Source organism: Streptomyces zinciresistens K42, from assembly GCF_000225525.1.
Lineage (GTDB): Bacteria > Actinomycetota > Actinomycetes > Streptomycetales > Streptomycetaceae > Streptomyces > Streptomyces zinciresistens.
Genome location: NZ_AGBF01000048.1, coordinates 22,376 through 41,313 on the forward strand (window position 1 = coordinate 22,376; position 18,938 = coordinate 41,313).

Below are 18,938 nucleotides of genomic sequence, written 5' to 3' on the forward strand. Positions count from 1 at the left end.
ACGGGGGCATCAGGGTGCAAATGCGGGGGCGCACAGTCTGCCCGAAGCCTGGCCGCAGGGCGAGGGCTACGCACAGTGGCGAGCGCGTCACATTGTCGGCGGGGTGAGGCACGATGGGCGGAATGAGCCACGAGAGCCTTCCGTACGACGCCCGACCGGAGTACGGCGACGGCCCCCCGCGGACGTCGGACGCCCTGCCGGAGTACGCCGAGCGGGTCCTTGAGGTCGCCGAACTGATCCCCGCAGGCCGTGTCATGACGTACGGGGACGTGGCCGAGTGGCTGGAGGAGGGCGGGCCCCGCCAGGTCGGCCGCGTCATGGCCCTGTACGGGGGTGCCGTCCCCTGGTGGCGGGTGGTGCGCGCGGACGGCGCCCTGCTCCCGGGCCACGAACTCAGAGCCCTGGACCACTACCGTGCGGAGGGCACGCCGCTGAGGGAGGCGAGCAGGGCCGCCCAGGGGCACCTGCCGCGCCTCGACATGAAGGGTGCGCGCTGGGACGGGGGCGCACGCGCGCAAGGTCACACCTGACAGCTTCCGCCCTCGGACGCTCCGCCGCCGTACCGCCTGTGATCCGTATGGGGGAAGCAGGGGACGTCCGTGGCATGACGTACGTTCGAGGGTCGGGGGGCGCACGTGCCGCGAGTGCCCCGGGGGATGGACCGGAAGCACTGCTTCCGTACCGTCCCGCGGCGTAGCGTCGGCTGCGCGCGTCCCCCTCACCCCGCGGCCACCGCTCTCCCCGCGCGTGGGGCGACCCATCAGCACACCCACCAGGACCGGCGAACCACGTGAGCTCCTCTTTCTCCACCAGGCGCCCGTCGCACCCCGCGGTGCGACAGGGGGCCCGTGGCGCTTACCGGCTCGTACGCACCCCTGTCGCGCACATGGCTCCCCCTCGTCCTGACGCGCCGCAACGCTCCGTGGTTGACCACCGCGCGGGACCACTGCTCGTCCTGGCCGGTCCCGGCACCGGGAAGACCACCACCCTGGTGGAGTCCGTGGCGGCCCGCATCGCCCGGGGCGCGGACCCCGCGCGCATCCTGGTCCTCACGTTCAGCCGCAAGGCCGCCGTGGAACTGCGCGACCGCATGGCGCTGCGCATCGGTGCGGCCCGCGCGCCCCAAGCGACCACGTTCCACTCGTTCTGCTACGCCCTGGTCCGCGCCCACCAGGACAGCGATCTGTTCGTGGAGCCGATGCGGCTGCTGTCCGGCCCCGAGCAGGACGTGACCGTACGGGACCTGCTCGCCGGCCAGCCGGACCTGGAGCGCCTCGGGCTCGCCCATGTGCGCTGGCCCGACGAACTGCGCGCCTGCCTGACCACCCGGGGCTTCGCCGACGAGGTCCGCGCCGTCCTCGCCCGCAGCCGCGAACTCGGTCTCGGTCCGGACGCCCTGGACGCCTTCGCCCGCCGCATCGGCCGCCCCGACTGGCGTGCCGCGGCCGCCTTCCTCGCCGAGTATCTCGACGTGCTCGACCTCCAGGGCGTGCTCGACTACGCCGAACTGGTCCACCGCGCGGTGCTGCTCGCCCGCCGCCCCGGGGCCGCCGAGCGCCTCGCCGCGCGGTACGACGCGGTGTACGTCGACGAGTACCAGGACACCGACCCGGCCCAGGTACGGCTGCTGCGCGCGCTGGCGGGCGACGGCCGCACCCTGGTCGCCTTCGGCGACCCCGACCAGTCGATCTACGCGTTCCGGGGGGCCGACGTGAACGGCATCCTGGAGTTCCCCGACACCTTCCCCCGCGCCGACGGCCGCCCCGCGCGCGTGGAGGTCCTGCGCACCGCACGCCGCTCCGGCGCCGCCCTGCTCGCCGCCACCCGGCTGCTGACCCAGCGCATGCCCCTGACCCGGCTCCCGGCGCAGAAGGCACGCGCCCACCGGGACCTGGCCCCGGTCCGCGACGGCGGCCACGTCGAGGTGTACACCTACCCGACCGCCGGCACCGAACTGGACAACATCGCCGACATCCTGCGCCGGGCGCACCTGGAGGACGGCGTGCCCTGGGGCGAGATGGCCGTCCTGGTGCGCGCCGGCGCGCGCACCATCCCGACCGTGCGCCGCGCGCTGACGTCCGCCGGGGTGCCGCTGGACATCGACGGCGACGACCTGCCGCTGCGCCACGAGCCCGCAGTGGCGCCGCTGCTCGCCGCCCTGCGGGCGGTGGCCACGGCGGAGGCCGATGCGGGTTCCGGGGCGGAGGTCGCGGAGGCACAGGCGGAGGCGGCGTCGGGCACTGAGGCACAGGCGGAGGTGGCGTCGGGCACGGAGGTCGAGGAGGTCGCGGGCGGGGCGGCCCAGGCCGAGGCGGGTCCTGACGCGCAGGCGGCCGACGGGACGGCCGAGCCCTGCTGGCTCGCCACCGAGACCGCCCTGAGCCTGCTGGCCTCCCCCCTCGCCGGCATGGACACCGCCGACCTGCGCCGCCTCGGACGGGCCCTGCGCGAGGAGGAGCGGGCCGCCGGCAACGCCGTGCCGCCACCCTCCGACGAACTGCTCGCGCGGGCGCTGGCCGAGCCGGAGCGGCTCACCGTGCACGACCCCACGTACGCGCGTGGCGCCCAGCGGCTCGGCGCCCTCCTGCGCAAGGCCCGCGAGCGCCTCGCGGACGGCGGCACCGCCGAGGAGGCGCTGTGGGACCTCTGGGAGGGCACGCCCTGGCCCACCCGCCTGGAACGCGCCGCCCGGCGCGGCGGAGCGGCCGGCCGCAACGCCGACCGGGACCTGGACGCCGTGTGCGCGCTGTTCGCTGCGGCGGCCCGCGCCGAGGAGCGCACCGGCGGCCGCGGGGCCCTGAACTTCCTGGAGGGCGTCGACGCCGAGGACATCGCCGCCGACACGCTCACCCGCCGCGCCGTACGCCCCGACGCGGTGCGCCTGATGACCGCCCACCGCTCCAAGGGGCTGGAGTGGCGCCTGGTCGTCGTCGCCGGCGTCCAGGAAGGGCTGTGGCCCGACCTGCGCCGGCGCGGGTCCCTGCTCGAAGCCGACCGCATCGGCCGCGACGGACTCGCGGAACCACTCACTCCGGGCGCCCTGCTGGCCGAGGAGCGACGCCTGTTCTACGTCGCCGCCACGCGCGCGCGTGAGCGCCTCGTCGTGACGGCGGTCAAGGCGCCCGCGGACGACGGCGACCAGCCCTCCCGCTTCCTGACCGAACTCGGCGTGGAGCCCAGGGACGTCACCGGCCGCCCCCGCCGCCCCCTGTCCGTCGCAGCGCTCGTCGCCGAACTGCGGGCGACCACCGTCGACCCGCGCGTGTCCGGCGCCCTCCGGCAGGCCGCGGCCCGGCGGCTGGCCCGGCTGGCGGCGCTCACCGACGACGACGGCCGCCCGCTCGTGCCCTCCGCGCACCCCTACCGCTGGTGGGGCATGTTCGAGCCGACCGAGTCCAAGGTGCCGCTGCGCGACCGCGACCAGCCCGTCGTCCTGTCCGGCAGCGCCCTGGACCAACTCGCCAACACCTGTGCGCTGCAGTGGTTCCTGGGCCGCGAGGTGAAGGCCGACGCACCCGCCACCGCGGCCCAGGGCTTCGGCAACGTGGTGCACGTCCTCGCCGACGAGGTCGCCTCCGGGCACACCCCGGCCGACCTCGCCGTCCTCATGGAACGCCTCGACTCCGTGTGGAACGCGCTCGCCTTCGACGCGCCCTGGAAGTCCGAGCAGGAGAAGGCCAACGCGCGCGTGGCGCTCGAACGCTTCCTCCAGTGGCACGTGACGGACCGCGCGGGACGCACCGCCGTGGCCAGCGAGCACGACTTCGACGTGACCCTCGGGGCGGGCGACTTCGAGGTGCGCATCCGCGGCCAGATGGACCGCGTCGAGGCCGACGGCGACGGCCGCGCCTACGTCGTCGACTTCAAGACCGGCAAGCAGGCACCCAGCGCCGCCGAGGTGGCACGCCACCCGCAGCTCGCCGTCTACCAGCTCGCCGTGCGCGAGGGCGCGGTCGACGACGCCTTCGGCGGCCAACGGCCCCGGCCGGGCGGCGCCGAACTCGTCCAGCTGCGCCAGGGCGCCGCCCGACGCGACGGCGGTGAGACGCTGCCGAAGGTGCAGGGGCAGCAGCCCCTGAACGGCCCCGACGGCTCCGAGGGCCCCGAAGGGGGGTGGGTCGGCGATCTGCTCGCCACGGCCGCGGGCAAGGTCCTCGACGAACGGTTCGCCCCCCGCACCGGCCAGCACTGCACCCACTGCGCGTTCCGCGCCTCGTGCAGCGCGCGCCCCGAGGGACGGCACGTGGTCGAGTGAGGGCGAGCGGCCGGCGGGACAAGCGTGATGGATCGCACCCAAGATCCTGACCTGCGCTTCTTCCCGCCCGTCGGCCGACGCGGCCTCCGCTGTCAGTGGCCGCGGCTAGCCTCTGTCAGGTGTCCGCCCGTATCGACCACCCCGACCAGCTCAAGGAACTCCTCGGCATCCCCTTCACGCCGGAGCAGACGGCCTGCATCACCGCGCCGCCCGCCCCGCAGGTGATCGTCGCCGGCGCCGGTTCCGGCAAGACGACGGTGATGGCGGCACGGGTGGTCTGGCTGGTCGGCACCGGGCAGGTCGCACCCGACCAGGTCCTCGGCCTGACCTTCACCAACAAGGCCGCGGGCGAACTCGCCGAACGCGTCCGCAAGGCGCTCGTCAGGGCCGGCGTCACCGACCCCGACGTCATCGACCCGGACAACCCGCCGGGCGAGCCCGTCATCTCGACGTACCACGCCTTCGCCGGCCGGCTGCTGGCCGACCACGGCCTGCGCATCGGCCTCGAACCGACCTCCCGCCTGCTCGCCGACGCCACCCGCTACCAGCTCGCCGCGCGCGTGATGCGCGAAGCCCCCGGCCCGTACCCGGCCCTCACCCGAGGCTTCCCCGACCTTGTCAGCGACCTCCTCGCGCTCGATGCCGAACTCGCCGAACACCTCGTACGGCCCGAGGCGCTGCGCGCCCACGACGCGCAGCTGCTGCTCACTCTCCAGAGCGCCAAGCTCACCAACGCCGACCTGCGCAAGGTCCCCGAGACGGCCGCGGCCCGCCGGGAACTCGCCGAACTGGTGCTCCGCTACCGCGCCGCCAAACGCGAGCGCGACCTGCTCGACTTCGGCGACCAGATCGCCCTGTCGGCGCGGCTCTCCCAGGTCCCCGAGGTGGGCCGCATCCTGCGCGAGGAGTTCCGCGTCGTCCTCCTGGACGAGTACCAGGACACCTCCGTCGCTCAACGCGTCCTGCTGGCGGGCCTGTTCGGCGGCGGAACCGGCCACCCCGTCACGGCCGTCGGCGACCCCTGCCAGGCCATCTACGGCTGGCGCGGCGCCTCCGTCGCCAACCTCGACGACTTCCCCGAGCACTTCGCCGACACCGACGGCCGGCCCGCCGCCCGCCAGGCACTCAGTGAGAACCGGCGCAGCGGCGGCCGCCTCCTCGACCTCGCCAACGACCTCGCCGAACCCCTGCGCGCCCTGCACGCGGGCGTGGAGGCGCTGCGGCCCGCCCCCGGGGCCGAACGCGACGGCACCGTGCGCTGCGCCCTGCTGCCCACCCACGCCGAGGAGATCGACTGGATCGCGGATTCCCTCGCCCACCTCGTCGGCACCGGCAAGGCGCCCGGCGAGATCGCCGTCCTGTGCCGCACGGCGACGGACTTCGCCGAGATCCAGGGCGCGCTCGTCGCCCGTGACGTCCCCGTCGAGGTCGTCGGCCTGTCCGGCCTGCTGCACCTGCCGGAGATCGCCGACCTGGTCGCCGTCTGCGAGGTCCTCCAGGACCCGGGGGCCAACGCCTCCCTGGTCCGGCTGCTCACCGGCCCGCGCTGGCGCATCGGCCCGCGCGACCTCGCCCTCCTGGGGCGCCGCGCCCGGCGGCTCGTCTCGCACGCGCGCGTGGACGGCGACGACGACCCCGACCGCAGGCTCGCCCAGGCCGTCGAGGGAGTCGACCCGGCCGAGGTGATCTCCCTCGCGGACGCCCTCGACACCTTCCTCGAAACACCGCTCGACACGCAGCGGGACGACGACGGGCTGCCGTTCTCGACGGACGCGCGCGTGCGCTTCGCGCGCCTCGCCACCGAACTGCGCGACCTGCGCCGCTCGCTGTCCGACCCGCTGATGGACGTCCTGCACCGCGTTCTCGCCGTCACCGGCCTGGAGGTGGAGCTGTCGGCGTCCCCGCACGCGCTGGCCGCCCGCCGCCGCGAGACCCTGTCCAACTTCCTCGACGTCGCCGCCTCGTTCGCGGCCGGCGACAACGAGGCCACCCTGCTCGCCTTCCTCGCCTTCCTGCGCACCGCCGCCCAGTACGAGAAGGGCCTCGACAACGCCCTCCCCGGCGGCGAGAACACCGTCAAGGTGCTCACCGCGCACAAGTCCAAGGGGCTGGAATGGGATGTCGTGGCCGTCCCCGGCCTGGTCGTGAACACCTTCCCCAGCACACAGGGCCGTGAGAAGTGGACCGCCCAGGGCAAGGTCGTCCCGCACGCCCTGCGCGGCGACGCCGACACGCTCCCCGACGTCCTCTCCTGGGACTCCCGCGGCCTGAAGGACTTCCACGAGGCCATGAAGGACCACCAGCACACCGAGGAACTGCGCCTCGGATACGTCACCTTCACCCGCCCTCGGTCCCTGCTGCTCGGTTCCGGCCACTGGTGGGGTCCCACCCAGAAGAGACCCCGCGGCCCCTCCGGCTTCCTCATGGCGCTCCACGACCACTGCGCCGCCGGGTACGGCGAGATCGAGGCGTGGGCCGACGAGCCGGGCGAGGACGACGAGAACCCCGCCCTGCACACGCGAAGCGCCGACCAGGTGTGGCCCCTGCCGCTGGACCCGGACGCCCTCGCCCGCAGGCGCGCGGCCGCCACGACCGTCCTGGCCCGTCTGGAGGACCTGACCCGCGACGGCGACGGACCGCCCCCCGCGCGCGTGGCCGACGGCTACGAGGATCCGGACCGGCCCCCGCCGCCGGACGGCCTTCCCGAGGACGACACCGAGGAGGACGCCGGCGACTGGGACTCCTGGACCAGCGACCGGCCCGCGATCCCGCACCAGGCGGCCGCCCCCGAACCGCCGGCGCCTTCCCGCCCGGACGCGCCGGGCACCGTCGACGCGGAAGACGTGACCGAGCCCCTGACTCCGGAGGAGGCCCGCGCCATCGCCTCCTGGGACCGTGACCTCGATGCCCTGACCGGGGAGCTGCTGCGCGCCCGCGCGGGCGTCACCGACGTACCGCTTCCCGCGTCGCTGACCGCGTCCCAACTGCTGCGGCTCGCCGCCGACCCCGACGCCTTCGCCCAGGAACTCGCACGCCCCATGCCGCGCCCTCCGCAGCCCGCCGCACGCCGGGGCACCCGGTTCCACGCCTGGGTCGAGGCCCGCTTCGAAGAGCTGACCCTGCCCCTGCTGGAGCCCGACGACCTGCCGGGCAGCGACGCCGAGATCGCCGACGAACGCGATCTGGAAGCCCTCAAGGACGCCTTCGAGCGGTCCGCGTACGCCCATCGCACGCCGTACCGCGTCGAGGCCCCGTTCCAGGTGGCGATCGCCGGCCGTGTCGTGCGCGGCCGGATCGACGCCGTCTACAGGGACGGCGTCGGCGACGACGCCACCTACGAGATCGTCGACTGGAAGACCAACCGCGCCCGCACCGCCGACCCGCTCCAGCTGGCCCTGTACCGGCTCGCCTGGGCCGAGCAGGAGGGCGTGCCCCTCGACTCGGTCGACGCCGCCTTCCTCTACGTGCGCACCGGAGAGGTCGTCCGCCCGCGCGACCTGCCCGACCGCGCCGCCCTCGAACGGCTGCTCACCGGGGAGCCGGACGGCGAGGCGGAGTGTGAGCAACCGCCCCCGCGGGATGTCGGCGCGGGCCGATAGGCTCGTGACCATGAGCCCGACCCCGGACAGCGCCGTCCGTACGTACATCGAGCAGCACCGCGCCGCCTTCCTCGACGACCTCTCCGAATGGCTGCGCATCCCCTCCGTGTCGGTCCGGCCCGACCACGCGCCCGACGTACGCCGCAGCGCCGACTGGCTCGCCGCCAAGCTGGGAGAGACCGGCTTCCCGATCGTCGAGGTCTGGCCCACCGAGGGCGCGCCCGCCGTCTTCGCGGAATGGCCCTCCGGCGACGACGCGGCGCCCACGGTCCTCGTCTACGGCCACCACGACGTGCAGCCCGCCGCTCGGGAGGACGGCTGGGACAGCGACCCCTTCGAGCCGGTCCTGCGCGACGGACGCCTGTACGCGCGCGGGGCGGCCGACGACAAGGGGCAGGTGTTCTTCCACACACTCGGCGTACGCGCCCACCTCGCCACGACCGGCCGCACCGCCCCGGCCGTCAACCTGAAGCTGATCGTCGAGGGTGAGGAGGAGTCCGGCTCCCCGCACTTCCGCGCCCTCGTCGAACGGCACGCGGACCGGCTCGCCGCGGACGCCGTGATCGTCTCCGACACCGGCATGTGGGCCGAGGACACCCCGACCGTCTGCACCGGCATGCGCGGACTCGCCGAGTGCGAGATCCGGCTGTACGGCCCCGACCAGGACATCCACTCCGGCTCCTTCGGCGGCGCCGTCGCCAACCCGGCCACCGCCGTCGCCCGGCTGGTCGCCGCCCTGCACAACGAGCACGCGCGCGTGGCGGTCCCCGGCTTCTACGACGGCGTCGTCGAACTCACCGACCGCGAGCGCGAACTCTTCGCCGAGCTGCCCTTCGACGAACAGCGGTGGCTGCACACCGCCAAGTCACACGCCGCCCACGGCGAGGCCGGCCACAGCACCCTTGAGCGGATCTGGGCCCGCCCCACCGCCGAGGTCAACGGCATCGGCGGCGGCTACCAGGGCCCCGGCAGCAAGACGATCATCCCGTCCTCCGCCATGGTCAAGCTCTCCTTCCGGCTGGTCGCCGGACAGGACCCCGACCACATCGAGAAGGCCGTCCGCGCGTGGGCGGCCGATCAGGTCCCCGCCGGGATCCGCAGCGAGATCACCTTCAGCGGCGCCACCCGCCCCTGTCTGACACCGCTCGACCACCCGGCCCTGCAGTCCGTCGTACGCGCCATGGGCCGCGCCTTCGACAGCCCGGTCCGCTTCACGCGCGAGGGCGGTTCCGGACCGGCCGCCGACCTCCAGGACGTCCTCGGCGCACCCGTGCTCTTCCTCGGCATCTCCGTCCCCTCCGACGGTTGGCACGCCCCCAACGAGAAGGTCGAGCTGGCGCTGCTCCTCAAAGGCGTCGAGACATCCGCGTACCTGTGGGGCGACCTCGCCGCGAGCTGGGGTCATGCCCCCTGAGCCGTCCCGTGCGCCCTCGCGCGCGGGGCAGACTGGAACCGCCGCCCCGCACCCGGTCTTCTCCCGCCGCGGCACCGCCCGCCGATCCGCCCGCCGAAGCACACCGTTCCACTGGGGGAGTTGGAAGCACCCGTGACCACCTGGACCGACCACACCGCCGACCGACCCGTCTCGCTCACCGACCCCAGCGGCATCGACCGCGCCGCACACCACCGGCTCGACGAAGCCTGGCTCGCGGCGGCGTGGAGCCACCCCTCGACCCGCTGCTTCGTGGTCTCCGGCGGCCAGGTCCTCGTCGACGAGACGGCCGACGGCAGTACCGAGCTCGTCATGACCCCCTCTTTCGAGGCCCCCCTCACCGAGGCGCACCGCTACTTCCTCGGCATCGACCAGGACGGCGTCAGCTACTTCGCCCTCCAGAAGGACGCCCTGCCCGGCCGTATCGACCAGTCCGCGCGTCCGGCCGGGCTGCGTGAGGCGGGCCTGCTGCTGTCCCCGCGCGACGCGGGCCTCATGGTGCACGCCGTCGGTCTGGAGAACTGGCAGCGCACCCACCGCTTCTGCTCCCGCTGCGGCGAGCGCACCGTGATCGCCGCCGCCGGCCACATCCGCCGCTGCCCGGCGTGCGGTGCCGAGCACTACCCCCGGACCGACCCCGCCGTGATCATGGCTGTCACCGACGAGGAGGACCGCGTCCTGCTCGGACGCCAGGTGCACTGGCCCGAGGGCCGCTTCTCCACACTGGCCGGCTTCGTCGAGCCGGGCGAGTCCATCGAGCAGGCCGTGCGCCGCGAGGTCGCCGAGGAGGCCGGCATCACCGTCGGCCACGTCGAGTACGTCGCCAGCCAGCCCTGGCCCTTCCCCTCCAGCCTCATGCTGGGCTTCATGGCCCGCGCCACCACCACCGAGGTCGAGGTCGACGGCGACGAGATCCACGAGGCCCGCTGGTTCTCCCGCGAGGAACTGCGGGCCGCCTTCGAGTCCGGCGAGGTGCTGCCGCCGTACGGCATCTCCATCGCGGCCCGCCTGATCGAGCTCTGGTACGGCAAGCCGCTGCCCACCCGCGGCGTCTGACGCGGGGCGCACGAGAAAGGTGGCCGTCCGGGCACGGACGGCCACCTCTGTCGCAGCAAGCCTCAGCTCCCCGAGGCGTGGATCACGCGCCGATCTTCTGCTTCACCTGGGCCAGCGAGGGGTTCGTCAGCGTCGAACCGTCCGCGAAGAGCAAGGTCGGGACCGTCTGATTCCCGCCGTTCGCCTTCTCGACGAACGTCGCGGACTCCGGGTCCTGCTCGATGTTGATCTCGGTGTACGCGATGCCCTCGCGCTCCAGCTGCTTCTTCAGCCGCTGGCAGTAGCCGCACCAGGTGGTGCTGTACATCGTCACAGTGCCCTGCATGTCTCGCGCGCTCCTTCGATGGCTCGGGGAACAGGTCGTCCGGTGGAGGAACGTACGCGACGGGACAGCCATTCCCACCCGGGGCGTCACCGGCCACGTGACGGCTGCCGCATCAGTACGACTAATGAAGGCCCCCTGTGGACAACCGACACAGCCGTCCCGGGCGACCTGGCAGCATGGCCGTGTGACAGCAGCAACGCACTCCACCCTCTTCCCGCGGGTACCGGACTCCGCCGACGCGGTGCTCGAAGGGCTCGACCCCGAGCAGCGCGAGGTGGCGACCGCCCTGCGCGGGCCGGTGTGCGTGCTCGCGGGCGCGGGCACGGGCAAGACCCGGGCGATCACCCACCGGATCGCCTACGGGGTCAGGGCGGGCATCCTCCAGCCCGCCAGCGTGCTCGCCGTCACCTTCACCAACCGGGCCGCCGGAGAGATGCGCGGCCGGCTGCGCCAGCTCGGCGCGGGAGGAGTCCAGGCCCGCACCTTCCACTCCGCCGCCCTGCGCCAGCTCCAGTACTTCTGGCCGAAAGCCGTCGGTGGGTCCATGCCGAGGCTCGTCGACCGCAAGGCCCAGCTCGTCGCCGACGCCGCCGCCGCCTGCCGGATCCGCCTCGACCGGGGCGAGCTGCGGGACACCACCGCGGAGATCGAGTGGTCCAAGGTCACCCAGACCGTCCCCGCCGACTACCCGCTGGCCGCCGCCAAAGCCGGCCGTGAAGCCCCCCGCGACCCGGCGGAGATCGCCCAGATCTACACCGTGTACGAGGACCTCAAGCGCAGCCGCTCCGTCATCGACTTCGAGGACGTCCTGCTGCTCACGGTCGGTGTCCTGCAGGACCGCCACGACATCGCCGACCAGGTCCGCTCCCAGTACCAGCACTTCGTGGTCGACGAGTACCAGGACGTCAGCCCCCTCCAGCAGCGCCTGCTGGAGCTGTGGCTCGGCAACCGGGACAACCTGTGCGTCGTCGGGGACGCCAGCCAGACGATCTACTCGTTCACCGGCGCGACCCCGGACCACCTGCTCGACTTCCGCACCCGCCACCCCGGCGCCACCGTGGTCAAGCTCGTCCGCGACTACCGCTCGACCCCGCAGGTCGTCCACCTCGCCAACGGCCTGCTCGCCCAGGCCCGCGGCCGCGCCGCCGACCACCGGCTCGAACTGGTCTCCCAGCGCGAGCCCGGTCCAGAGCCGGTCTACAGCGAATGCACCGACGAGCCCGCCGAGGCGGAGAACGCGGCCCGCCGTATCCGCGAACTCATGGACGCAGGCGTCCCCGCCGCCGAGATCGCCGTGCTGTTCCGCACGAACTCCCAGTCCGAGACCTACGAACAGGCCCTCGCCGACGCCGGGGTCCCGTACCAGCTGCGGGGCGCCGAGCGCTTCTTCGACCGGCCCGAGGTGCGCAAGGCGAGTGTGGCCCTGCGCGGCGCCGCCCGCTTCGGGGGCAACGACTCCCTCCTGGACGACGTCGTCGACCTGCCCTCGCAGGTGCGGGCCGTGCTGTCCGGGGAGGGCTGGACCACCGAGCCACCGGCCGGCTCCGGCGCGGTCAGGGAACGCTGGGAATCCCTGGCTGCCCTGGTCGGCCTGGCCCAGGACTTCACCGCCGCCAATGCCGGCGCCACCCTCGCCGACCTCGTCGCCGAACTCGACGAGCGGGCGAACGCCCAGCACGCGCCGACCGTGCAGGGCGTCACCCTCGCGTCCCTGCACTCCGCAAAGGGCCTGGAGTGGGACGTCGTGTTCCTCGTCGGCGTCGCCGAGGGCATGATGCCGATCACCTACGCGAAGACCGACGAGCAGATCGAGGAGGAGCGCCGGCTCCTGTACGTCGGTGTCACCCGCGCCCGGCGCCACCTCCATGTCTCCTGGGCGCTCACCCGTACGCCCGGAGGCCGACCCAACCGCCGTCCCAGCCGCTTTCTGAACGGACTGCGTCCGGGCTCCACAGGCGGCGCCGCGCGCAGCGCCGGGGGTGGTCCGGGCGGCGTCGAGCGGGGCTTCACCAGCAGACCGCAGGCCGCCCCGCGGCGGACCCAGCGCACCCCGGCCCGCTGCCGGGTCTGCGGACGCACCCTCACCGACGCCGGCGAGATGAAGCTGATGCGCTGCGAGAGCTGCCCCTCCGACATGAACGAGGGCCTCTACGAACGCCTGCGCACCTGGCGTGCCGTCCAGGCGCAGCGGAGCGGTCAGCCGGACTTCTGCGTCTTCACCGACAGGACCCTCGTCGCGATCGCCGAGGCGGAGCCGAGCGATCCGGTTCAGCTGTCCCGCATCCCCGGCGTCCTCAAGCGCAAGCTCGACCGCTACGGGACCGATGTGCTCGCCATTTGCGCAGGCCAGGAGCCGGAGGGCGGTGAGGAGGGGGAGTGACGGGAACTCGTCGAAAAAATAGTTTGCGCATGCCCCGGCAATCCCCATAGGTTCTTAGCCACGGGGACGGCGGCCTTCTCGAAGGCCCCGATTCCGTGATGTACTTGCATACCCGCAGGACTGGTTCACACCAGTGCCCCGAGACGCCGAGAGGAGGCGATTCCAGTGATCAGCATCAACGCCAGCTCCTTCAGCAGCGCCAAAATGACCGATCTCTCGGTCGTCGCCTCCCTGTGCAAGCTCGTCGCCTCGGGCCAGGGCACCGGTCTGTCCGGCATTCGTGCCGTCCGGCGGGCGTCCTCCCTGTCTCTCGCGGGCCTTCCCGTCCGTGAGCGCGATGAGCGACCGACCAAGGCACTGGAAGCGGCAGCAGTGGCAGAGGCGAAGCCCTATGCCTCTACGGCGACCGGTGCCGGATTCCGGAACCAGACGACGCAGCACCACCAGATGTGGGCCTTCCGTGGGCCAGAACCCTGGAGTGATCCAGCCTGACGATCGATCAGGCCGGCGCCTTCAGGGCCGCGGAACCCCATCCGGGATCCGCGGCCCTTCTGTTTGTCCTCGTACAGGGACGGCAGAGCGAAGGGGCCCGGGACAGGTAAGACCCGGTACCAGCCGCAACCTGGCCCAACAGGGCCGGAACGAACAGACGAGGAAGACGAACCGTGCAACTCGAAGCGCACGCCCCGTCAGTACCGCCCTCACAAGCGATCCCCAAGCCCGGCTCCACGGAGGACCCCACCTTGATCCCCCTCACCGCGCTCACCGCGCTCGACGACGCCATCGAGAACCTCGGCGTACCCGTCCCCTGCCGCTCCTACGACCCGGAGGTCTTCTTCGCCGAGTCGCCGGCCGACGTCGAGTACGCCAAGTCCCTCTGCCGCACCTGCCCGCTGATGGCGGCCTGCCTCGCCGGCGCCAAGGAGCGGCGTGAGCCTTGGGGCGTCTGGGGTGGAGAGCTGTTCGTCCAGGGTGTCGTCGTCGCACGCAAGCGGCCGCGTGGCCGCCCGCGCAAGAACCCGGTCACGGCATGAACACCACAGGAACGATCGACCGTCCCCTCACGCACAACCCCCAGAAGCAGGCCCCGATGAAGCCGTCCACTCACGCATTCGCAGGCTCAGCGCCTGAAGACGTCACCACCCGTGGCGCGAACGACTCGCGTCAGAACAGGAACCGAGAGATGCAACTCATCCAAGAAGCCCTGGCACGTGCGCATATGCACGAGCGGCAGCACGAGGCGGCGCGCGAGCGCCAGGCCCTGCGTCTGGTGACCGCTCGCCGGATGCAGCGCCGGGCCGAGCGTGCCTCGCTGCGTGCGCGCCGCGCGCTCGCCATGGCGGTCATGCAGTAACCGACGACACCGCCAGACGGTGGCCTCCCGGCGAGGGAGGCGGCAAGTCCCCGCGGGGGCCGGTCCGTGCACACGGACCGGCCCCCGCAGTGCGTGGGGTCGGCGGTTCCCGGGAGGGCGGGGGCGGCGCCGTCGCCGGATGAGTGTTCCCGCGCATCCGGCCCCGGGTCCCGTCAGCCCTGTACGGCGGAGGGTTCCTCGGCGGCCGGGTCCTCGCGGACGAAGCCCGGCAGCCATTCCTCCAGCTCGTCGCGCAGCCGCACCGTCGCGCCCAGCTGGCACAGCACCCCGATCGTGCTCAGCGTCACCCGGTGGATCAGCAGGTAGGCCGGGGGGAGGTTGAGCTGCTTGCCCAGTTGGTGTGCGGGGGAGCGCGGGTCGGCGACGCGGGCCGCCTGACTGCGCATCCAGCCGCGGGTGAAGGTGAACGCGTCGGCCTGGGCCGGTTCGATGATCGGCAGGAGGTAGTCGAGCACGGCGTCGGGGTCGAGATCGATCGACTCCTTGACGAACCCTTCGGTACGCAGGAGTTCGTAGACGGCGTCCGCCTCCCCGTCCAGAGTCATCCGCAGGGAGTCTCCGATGGGGGTCGGCAGTCCGCCCGGGAGCCGGTCCACGGTGCCGAAGTCCAGGACGCCCAGCCGCCAGTCGTCCTCGCCCTCCGGGCCGCCCGGCAGGAGACGGAAGTTGCCCGGGTGGGGGTCGGCGTGCAGCAGGCCCGTGCGGGCGGGGCCCGAGAACAGGAACCGGGCCAGGAGCTGGCCGGCCCGGTCGCGCTGTGCCTCGGTGCCGTCGGAGATCACCTCGGAGAGCGGGACACCGTCGATCCACTCCGTGATCAGCACCTGCTCGCTCTGGTGCACCACGGCCGGGACCAGGACGTCCGGGTCGTCGGCGAACTCCTCCGCGTGGGCCTGCTGGGCCTCCGCCTCCAGGCCGTAGTCCAGTTCCTCGGCGACCCGGTCCTTGAGTTCGGTGATCAGCGGCTTGACGTCCATGCCGGGAATCAGCGGACCCAGCAGCCGGGCGAAGCGGCTCAGCTGGTTCAGGTCGGACACCAGGGCCTCGCCTGCACCGGGGTACTGGACCTTGACCGCGACCTCACGGCCGTCGTGCCACACCGCGCGATGCACCTGGCCGATCGAGGCCGCCGCCGCGGGCTTGTCCTCGAACTCCAGGAACAGCTCGTGCCAGTCCTCGCCGAGCCGCTCCGCCAGCACCGTGTGCACGGTGCGGGTCGGCATCGGGGGCGCCGCCTCCTGGAGCTTGGTGAGGGCCGCGCGGTACGGGCCCGCGACCTCCTCGGGCAGGGCCGACTCGAAGACGGACAGGGCCTGCCCGAACTTCATCGCGCCGCCCTTCAGCTCGCCGAGCACCTTGAACATCTGCTCCGCGGTCCGCTGCTGGAGCTCGCGGCCCACGATCTCCGCGGACTCGCCGACGATCCGCTTGCCGAGTCCCCAGGTGGCCCGCCCGGCGAAGCCGAGCGGGAGCGCGGCGAGCTTGGCGGTGCGGGTGACCGCCTTGCGGGGAAGATCAGACATGCGCCCTCCTGGTCCCAGCCGGCCGCTGCGTCCCCGCCTTGCGGCGGGACTTCCTCGACGGCCGTTGCTCCGCCATTGTCTCGTGCGACACCGCGTCCTCGGAGGGGTGTTCTCCCTCACCTTTGTCCGCGGCGCCGCAGCCGCACGCGGGATGTGCCCACACCGGCCGGGAATGCCAGCTCAGACCGGGTAGGGACACCTCCCAGCGGGCACCGGCCGTCGACGGAATCCGGCCGTCCAGAAAGGCGAGGGCATGGGCGGCGGCCAGCCCGGCGACCGTAGTGGCCAGGGTGAGATCGCAGGGCCGCACCTCATGTGTCCGTCCGGTGCCGGAGCGCCACTGCGCGACCAGCCGGGGCCACGCGGGGTCCCGGTCGGTGCGCCCCTCCTCCAGACACCCCGCGCACGCGGTCTCACCGGGGAGGACGAACGGGCCGACCACGCCGGTGGCCTCCACCACACCGGCGTACAGATGCGGTGTCCCGGAGGCGATCAGGGACTCGGCGGCCGCGAAGGACGGCGCGTGCACGGCGACGTCGTCGCGTGGCGCGACGATCACCAGGGAGTGGCCGGCGGAGTCCTGGCCGCGGGGTGAGCGGGGGCCGCGGCGCGGCGGGCGGTCCGGTGCGCAGCGGCGCGCCGCCCGCCGCGCTGCCTCGTCCCTGCGGTCACCGACCGCCTCCGGGGGCAGCCCGCCCGGGGCGACGTCCCAGGGCTGGACCCGGCCGACGTCGCGCACGTCGACCTCGCCGACGCCCGCGGCCGACAGCAGCGAGGCCACCATCGCCCCCACCCGTCCGGCACCCCGCACGAGCACGCGCAGGGAGCGGCGGGCGGCGACCCTCCCGATCGCCTCGCCGGGCTCGGACGTGGTCAGGGACAGCGAGGCCAGGTCGGGGCGCAGCCGGTCCATCACCTCACTCCTCGCCCGCAGCGCGTCCGCCGCCGGGCCGCCTCCTCTGGCGTCGTCGAGAAGCCCGGCCCGTGCCAGTCGGCGCACCAGTGCGTCGACATGGCCGTCGGGCAGACCCATCCGCCGGGCCTCCTCGCCGAGCAGGTCCAGCCCGCGGGTGCCGTTGAGGAGGTCGAGGAAGCTTCCCGTCGCCGTGTCCACCGGTCCCAGGGTCAGGGCATGTGCCGGACTCATCCCGAACTGCACGGTGTTGAGGTCGCGCCAGCCGCGCCTGAGCGCGGGCTTCATCGAAGGCGCCAGCGGGGGCGGCGGATCCGAGAGCGGTAGATCCGAGGGTGACGGACCCGAGGGCGGCGACGGAGAGGTGCAGGCTGTCGGCGCCGGCGCATCCGTCGAACCTCCGGCGGAACTCGTACCGAGTGACCCCTCATGGCCGCCCGAACCGGCAGGAACCGTCGCACTGTTGGAAAGCCTCGAAGAGTCAGAAATCGCCACCCGCATGAACTGGCCCCCGTAGCCGTCGTGAAGTGTCCTCGTACCCCGGCGGGGCTCGGTCGTTGCCTCGCCGGTGACAGTCAGCATGCCCGGATGCGGCGGGGGTCGCGGAAGGTTGTCCACAGGCGGTGGATGTTTGTCGTACAAATCAGTCGCCCTCATCGGGCGCAGCGTGGGGGATCAGGATCGAACCGTCCGGGGTCGGGACTTCTGCCCTGTACAGCGGGTAACGTCGGGGCGTGTCCGCCGACCCACTGCACCGAGCCGGAGCACCGCAGCGCAGTACGACGAGCCCGCCGCCGAGCGGCTCGGGGGCGAGCGCGATCGAGGTCCGCAGGAGTACCCGGCGCCGCCGGACGGTCTCGGCGTATCGCGAAGGCGACCGCACCGTCGTGCTCATCCCGGCCCGGATGTCCGAGGCCGAGGAGCAGCGCTGGGTGACCGTCATGCTGGACAAGCTGGCGGCCCAGGAGAGCAAGCAGGTCCTGGGCGACGCCGAACTGTCCGAGCGGGCGGAGCAGTTGTCGGCCCAGTACTTCGCCGGACGGGCCCGCCCCAGTTCGGTGCGCTGGGTCACCAACCAGAACACCCGCTGGGGCTCGTGCACCCCGGCCGAGGGCAGCATCCGGCTCTCGCACCGCCTCCAGGGCATGCCCGAGTACGTCGTCGACTACGTCCTGCTCCACGAGCTCGCGCATCTGCTGGTCCCCGGGCACGGGCCCCGCTTCTGGCGGCTGCTGGAGGCGTATCCCCGCACCGAGCGGGCCAAGGGCTATCTCGAGGGCGTCGTCGCCGCCGAGCGGCTGCCGCATCTGCCCGGCGCCCGGGGCGGGTGACCGTTCGCCGGGGCGAACGCGGAGGCGGTTCCTCCGCCACGGTCCGGCGGGCGTTCTGTACCGGGTCTGTACCGGCTTCGTGCGATGTCCGAGTTTGCGGTTAGCCTGACGCGACGCACTTACATTCGGGATGGGGGACGGTCGTACGCATGGCCAGGGATTTCCAACGCGGCCACAAGGCCAAGATCAGTGACCTCACGGCGGGTACGGATCTGTACGTAGGCGTACAGATCGCCGCCCCAGGGTTGAGCTTCGACATCAGCTGCTTCGGTCTCGATGCCGACGAACGGCTGTCCGACGACCGTTACTTCATCTTCTTCAACCAGCCGAAGTCACCCGAGGAATCCGTCCAGCTGCTCGGTGCCCAGGCCGGGGACACGGAGTCGTTCCGGGTCACCCTCGACAAGATCCCCGCGCGGATCCAGAAGCTCTCCTTCACGGCGACGATCGACGGCGACGGGCAGATGTCGCAGGTCGGCCCCGGCTATCTCCGGATCGTCGCGGGCGGCGAGGAGGTGGCCCGGTACGCCTTCAGCGGCTCGGAGTTCACCACCGAGCGCGCCGTGATGCTGGGCGACTTCTACCTGAAGGACGTCTGGCGCTTCGCGGCCGTCGGACAGGGGTTCGACGGTGGTCTGGACGCCCTGCTGAGGAACTTCGGCGGTGAGGTGCTGGAGGAGGCGGCTCCCGCGGCCCCCCAGCAGCCCCAGGCCGCGGCGGCCCCCGGTTTCGCGCCGCCCGCCCAGGCC

Annotated in this window: 14 protein-coding genes; 11 read left to right on the forward strand and 3 right to left on the reverse strand. The window is 73.1% G+C overall.

Features of this window, described 5'->3' with window-relative positions:
- The first annotated feature begins 122 nt into the window (after window positions 1–122).
- From SZN_RS16405 to nudC, 5 genes are all read left to right on the forward strand, one after another.
- The gene (locus SZN_RS16405; RefSeq protein WP_007496337.1) at window positions 123–530 is read left to right on the forward strand and encodes an MGMT family protein; all 408 of its coding nucleotides are present in this window, start codon (window positions 123–125) and stop codon (window positions 528–530) included.
- Between the two features lie 260 nt (window positions 531–790).
- Window positions 791–4,255 carry an ATP-dependent helicase gene (locus tag SZN_RS16410; RefSeq protein WP_078508652.1) on the forward strand — a complete coding sequence of 1,155 codons (3,465 nt, stop codon included), beginning with the start codon at window positions 791–793 and terminating at the stop codon, window positions 4,253–4,255.
- A 119-nt stretch (window positions 4,256–4,374) separates the two neighbouring features.
- The gene (locus tag SZN_RS16415) at window positions 4,375–7,854 is read left to right on the forward strand and encodes an ATP-dependent helicase (RefSeq protein ID WP_007496340.1); all 3,480 of its coding nucleotides are present in this window, start codon (window positions 4,375–4,377) and stop codon (window positions 7,852–7,854) included.
- A 10-nt stretch (window positions 7,855–7,864) separates the two neighbouring features.
- Window positions 7,865–9,268, forward strand: a complete 1,404-nt coding sequence (locus tag SZN_RS16420; RefSeq protein ID WP_043731117.1) for a dipeptidase — start codon at window positions 7,865–7,867, stop codon at window positions 9,266–9,268.
- Window positions 9,269–9,400: 132 nt separating this feature from the next.
- The gene (nudC, locus tag SZN_RS16425; protein ID WP_007496342.1) at window positions 9,401–10,342 is read left to right on the forward strand and encodes an NAD(+) diphosphatase; all 942 of its coding nucleotides are present in this window, start codon (window positions 9,401–9,403) and stop codon (window positions 10,340–10,342) included.
- A gap of 82 nt (window positions 10,343–10,424) precedes the next feature.
- Here nudC and SZN_RS16430 read toward each other — a convergent pair whose 3' ends face one another.
- On the reverse strand, window positions 10,425–10,667 hold the full coding sequence (locus tag SZN_RS16430; protein ID WP_007496343.1) for a mycoredoxin: 243 nt from the start codon (window positions 10,665–10,667) through the stop codon (window positions 10,425–10,427).
- 184 nt (window positions 10,668–10,851) lie between these two features.
- Here SZN_RS16430 and SZN_RS16435 point away from each other — a divergent pair, with 184 nt between their 5' ends.
- From SZN_RS16435 to SZN_RS16445, 4 genes are all read left to right on the forward strand, one after another.
- The gene (locus tag SZN_RS16435; RefSeq protein ID WP_007496345.1) at window positions 10,852–13,047 is read left to right on the forward strand and encodes an ATP-dependent DNA helicase UvrD2; all 2,196 of its coding nucleotides are present in this window, start codon (window positions 10,852–10,854) and stop codon (window positions 13,045–13,047) included.
- Between the two features lie 165 nt (window positions 13,048–13,212).
- The gene (locus SZN_RS38715) at window positions 13,213–13,539 is read left to right on the forward strand and encodes a hypothetical protein (RefSeq protein ID WP_078508657.1); all 327 of its coding nucleotides are present in this window, start codon (window positions 13,213–13,215) and stop codon (window positions 13,537–13,539) included.
- Window positions 13,540–13,712: 173 nt separating this feature from the next.
- The gene (locus SZN_RS16440; protein ID WP_043731108.1) at window positions 13,713–14,081 is read left to right on the forward strand and encodes a WhiB family transcriptional regulator; all 369 of its coding nucleotides are present in this window, start codon (window positions 13,713–13,715) and stop codon (window positions 14,079–14,081) included.
- Window positions 14,078–14,401, forward strand: a complete 324-nt coding sequence (locus SZN_RS16445; RefSeq protein WP_043731112.1) for a hypothetical protein — start codon at window positions 14,078–14,080, stop codon at window positions 14,399–14,401. The genes SZN_RS16440 and SZN_RS16445 overlap by 4 nt, the downstream gene beginning before the upstream one ends.
- Before the next feature lie 173 nt (window positions 14,402–14,574).
- Here the strand turns inward: SZN_RS16445 and SZN_RS16450 are convergent, their stop codons facing one another.
- Both SZN_RS16450 and SZN_RS16455 read right to left on the reverse strand, forming a co-directional pair.
- Entirely contained in the window at window positions 14,575–15,945 is a 1,371-nt protein-coding gene (locus SZN_RS16450) for an ABC1 kinase family protein (protein ID WP_007496353.1), read from the reverse strand.
- Window positions 15,938–17,158, reverse strand: coding sequence for a TOMM precursor leader peptide-binding protein (locus tag SZN_RS16455; protein ID WP_043731122.1), 1,221 nt, complete (start codon window positions 17,156–17,158; stop codon window positions 15,938–15,940). Before SZN_RS16455 ends, SZN_RS16450 begins: the two co-directional genes overlap by 8 nt.
- Before the next feature lie 434 nt (window positions 17,159–17,592).
- Here SZN_RS16455 and SZN_RS16460 point away from each other — a divergent pair, with 434 nt between their 5' ends.
- Window positions 17,593–18,189, forward strand: coding sequence for a M48 metallopeptidase family protein (locus SZN_RS16460; RefSeq protein WP_078508660.1), 597 nt, complete (start codon window positions 17,593–17,595; stop codon window positions 18,187–18,189).
- 149 nt (window positions 18,190–18,338) lie between these two features.
- Window positions 18,339–18,938, forward strand: a 600-nt coding sequence (locus SZN_RS16465; protein ID WP_007496359.1) for a TerD family protein, incomplete at its 3' end; no start/stop codon positions are given.

What these genes read in the sequence shown, in the direction of transcription:
- SZN_RS16405 (WP_007496337.1), top strand. Translation starts at nt 123, where the DNA reads ATGAGCCACGAGAGCCTTCCGTACGACGCCCGACCGGAGTACGGCGAC.
- SZN_RS16420 (WP_043731117.1), top strand. Translation starts at nt 7,865, where the DNA reads ATGAGCCCGACCCCGGACAGCGCCGTCCGTACGTACATCGAGCAGCAC.
- SZN_RS16430 (WP_007496343.1), bottom strand. Translation starts at nt 10,667, where the DNA reads ATGCAGGGCACTGTGACGATGTACAGCACCACCTGGTGCGGCTACTGC.
- SZN_RS16445 (WP_043731112.1), top strand. Translation starts at nt 14,078, where the DNA reads ATGAACACCACAGGAACGATCGACCGTCCCCTCACGCACAACCCCCAG.
- SZN_RS16450 (WP_007496353.1), bottom strand. Translation starts at nt 15,945, where the DNA reads ATGTCTGATCTTCCCCGCAAGGCGGTCACCCGCACCGCCAAGCTCGCC.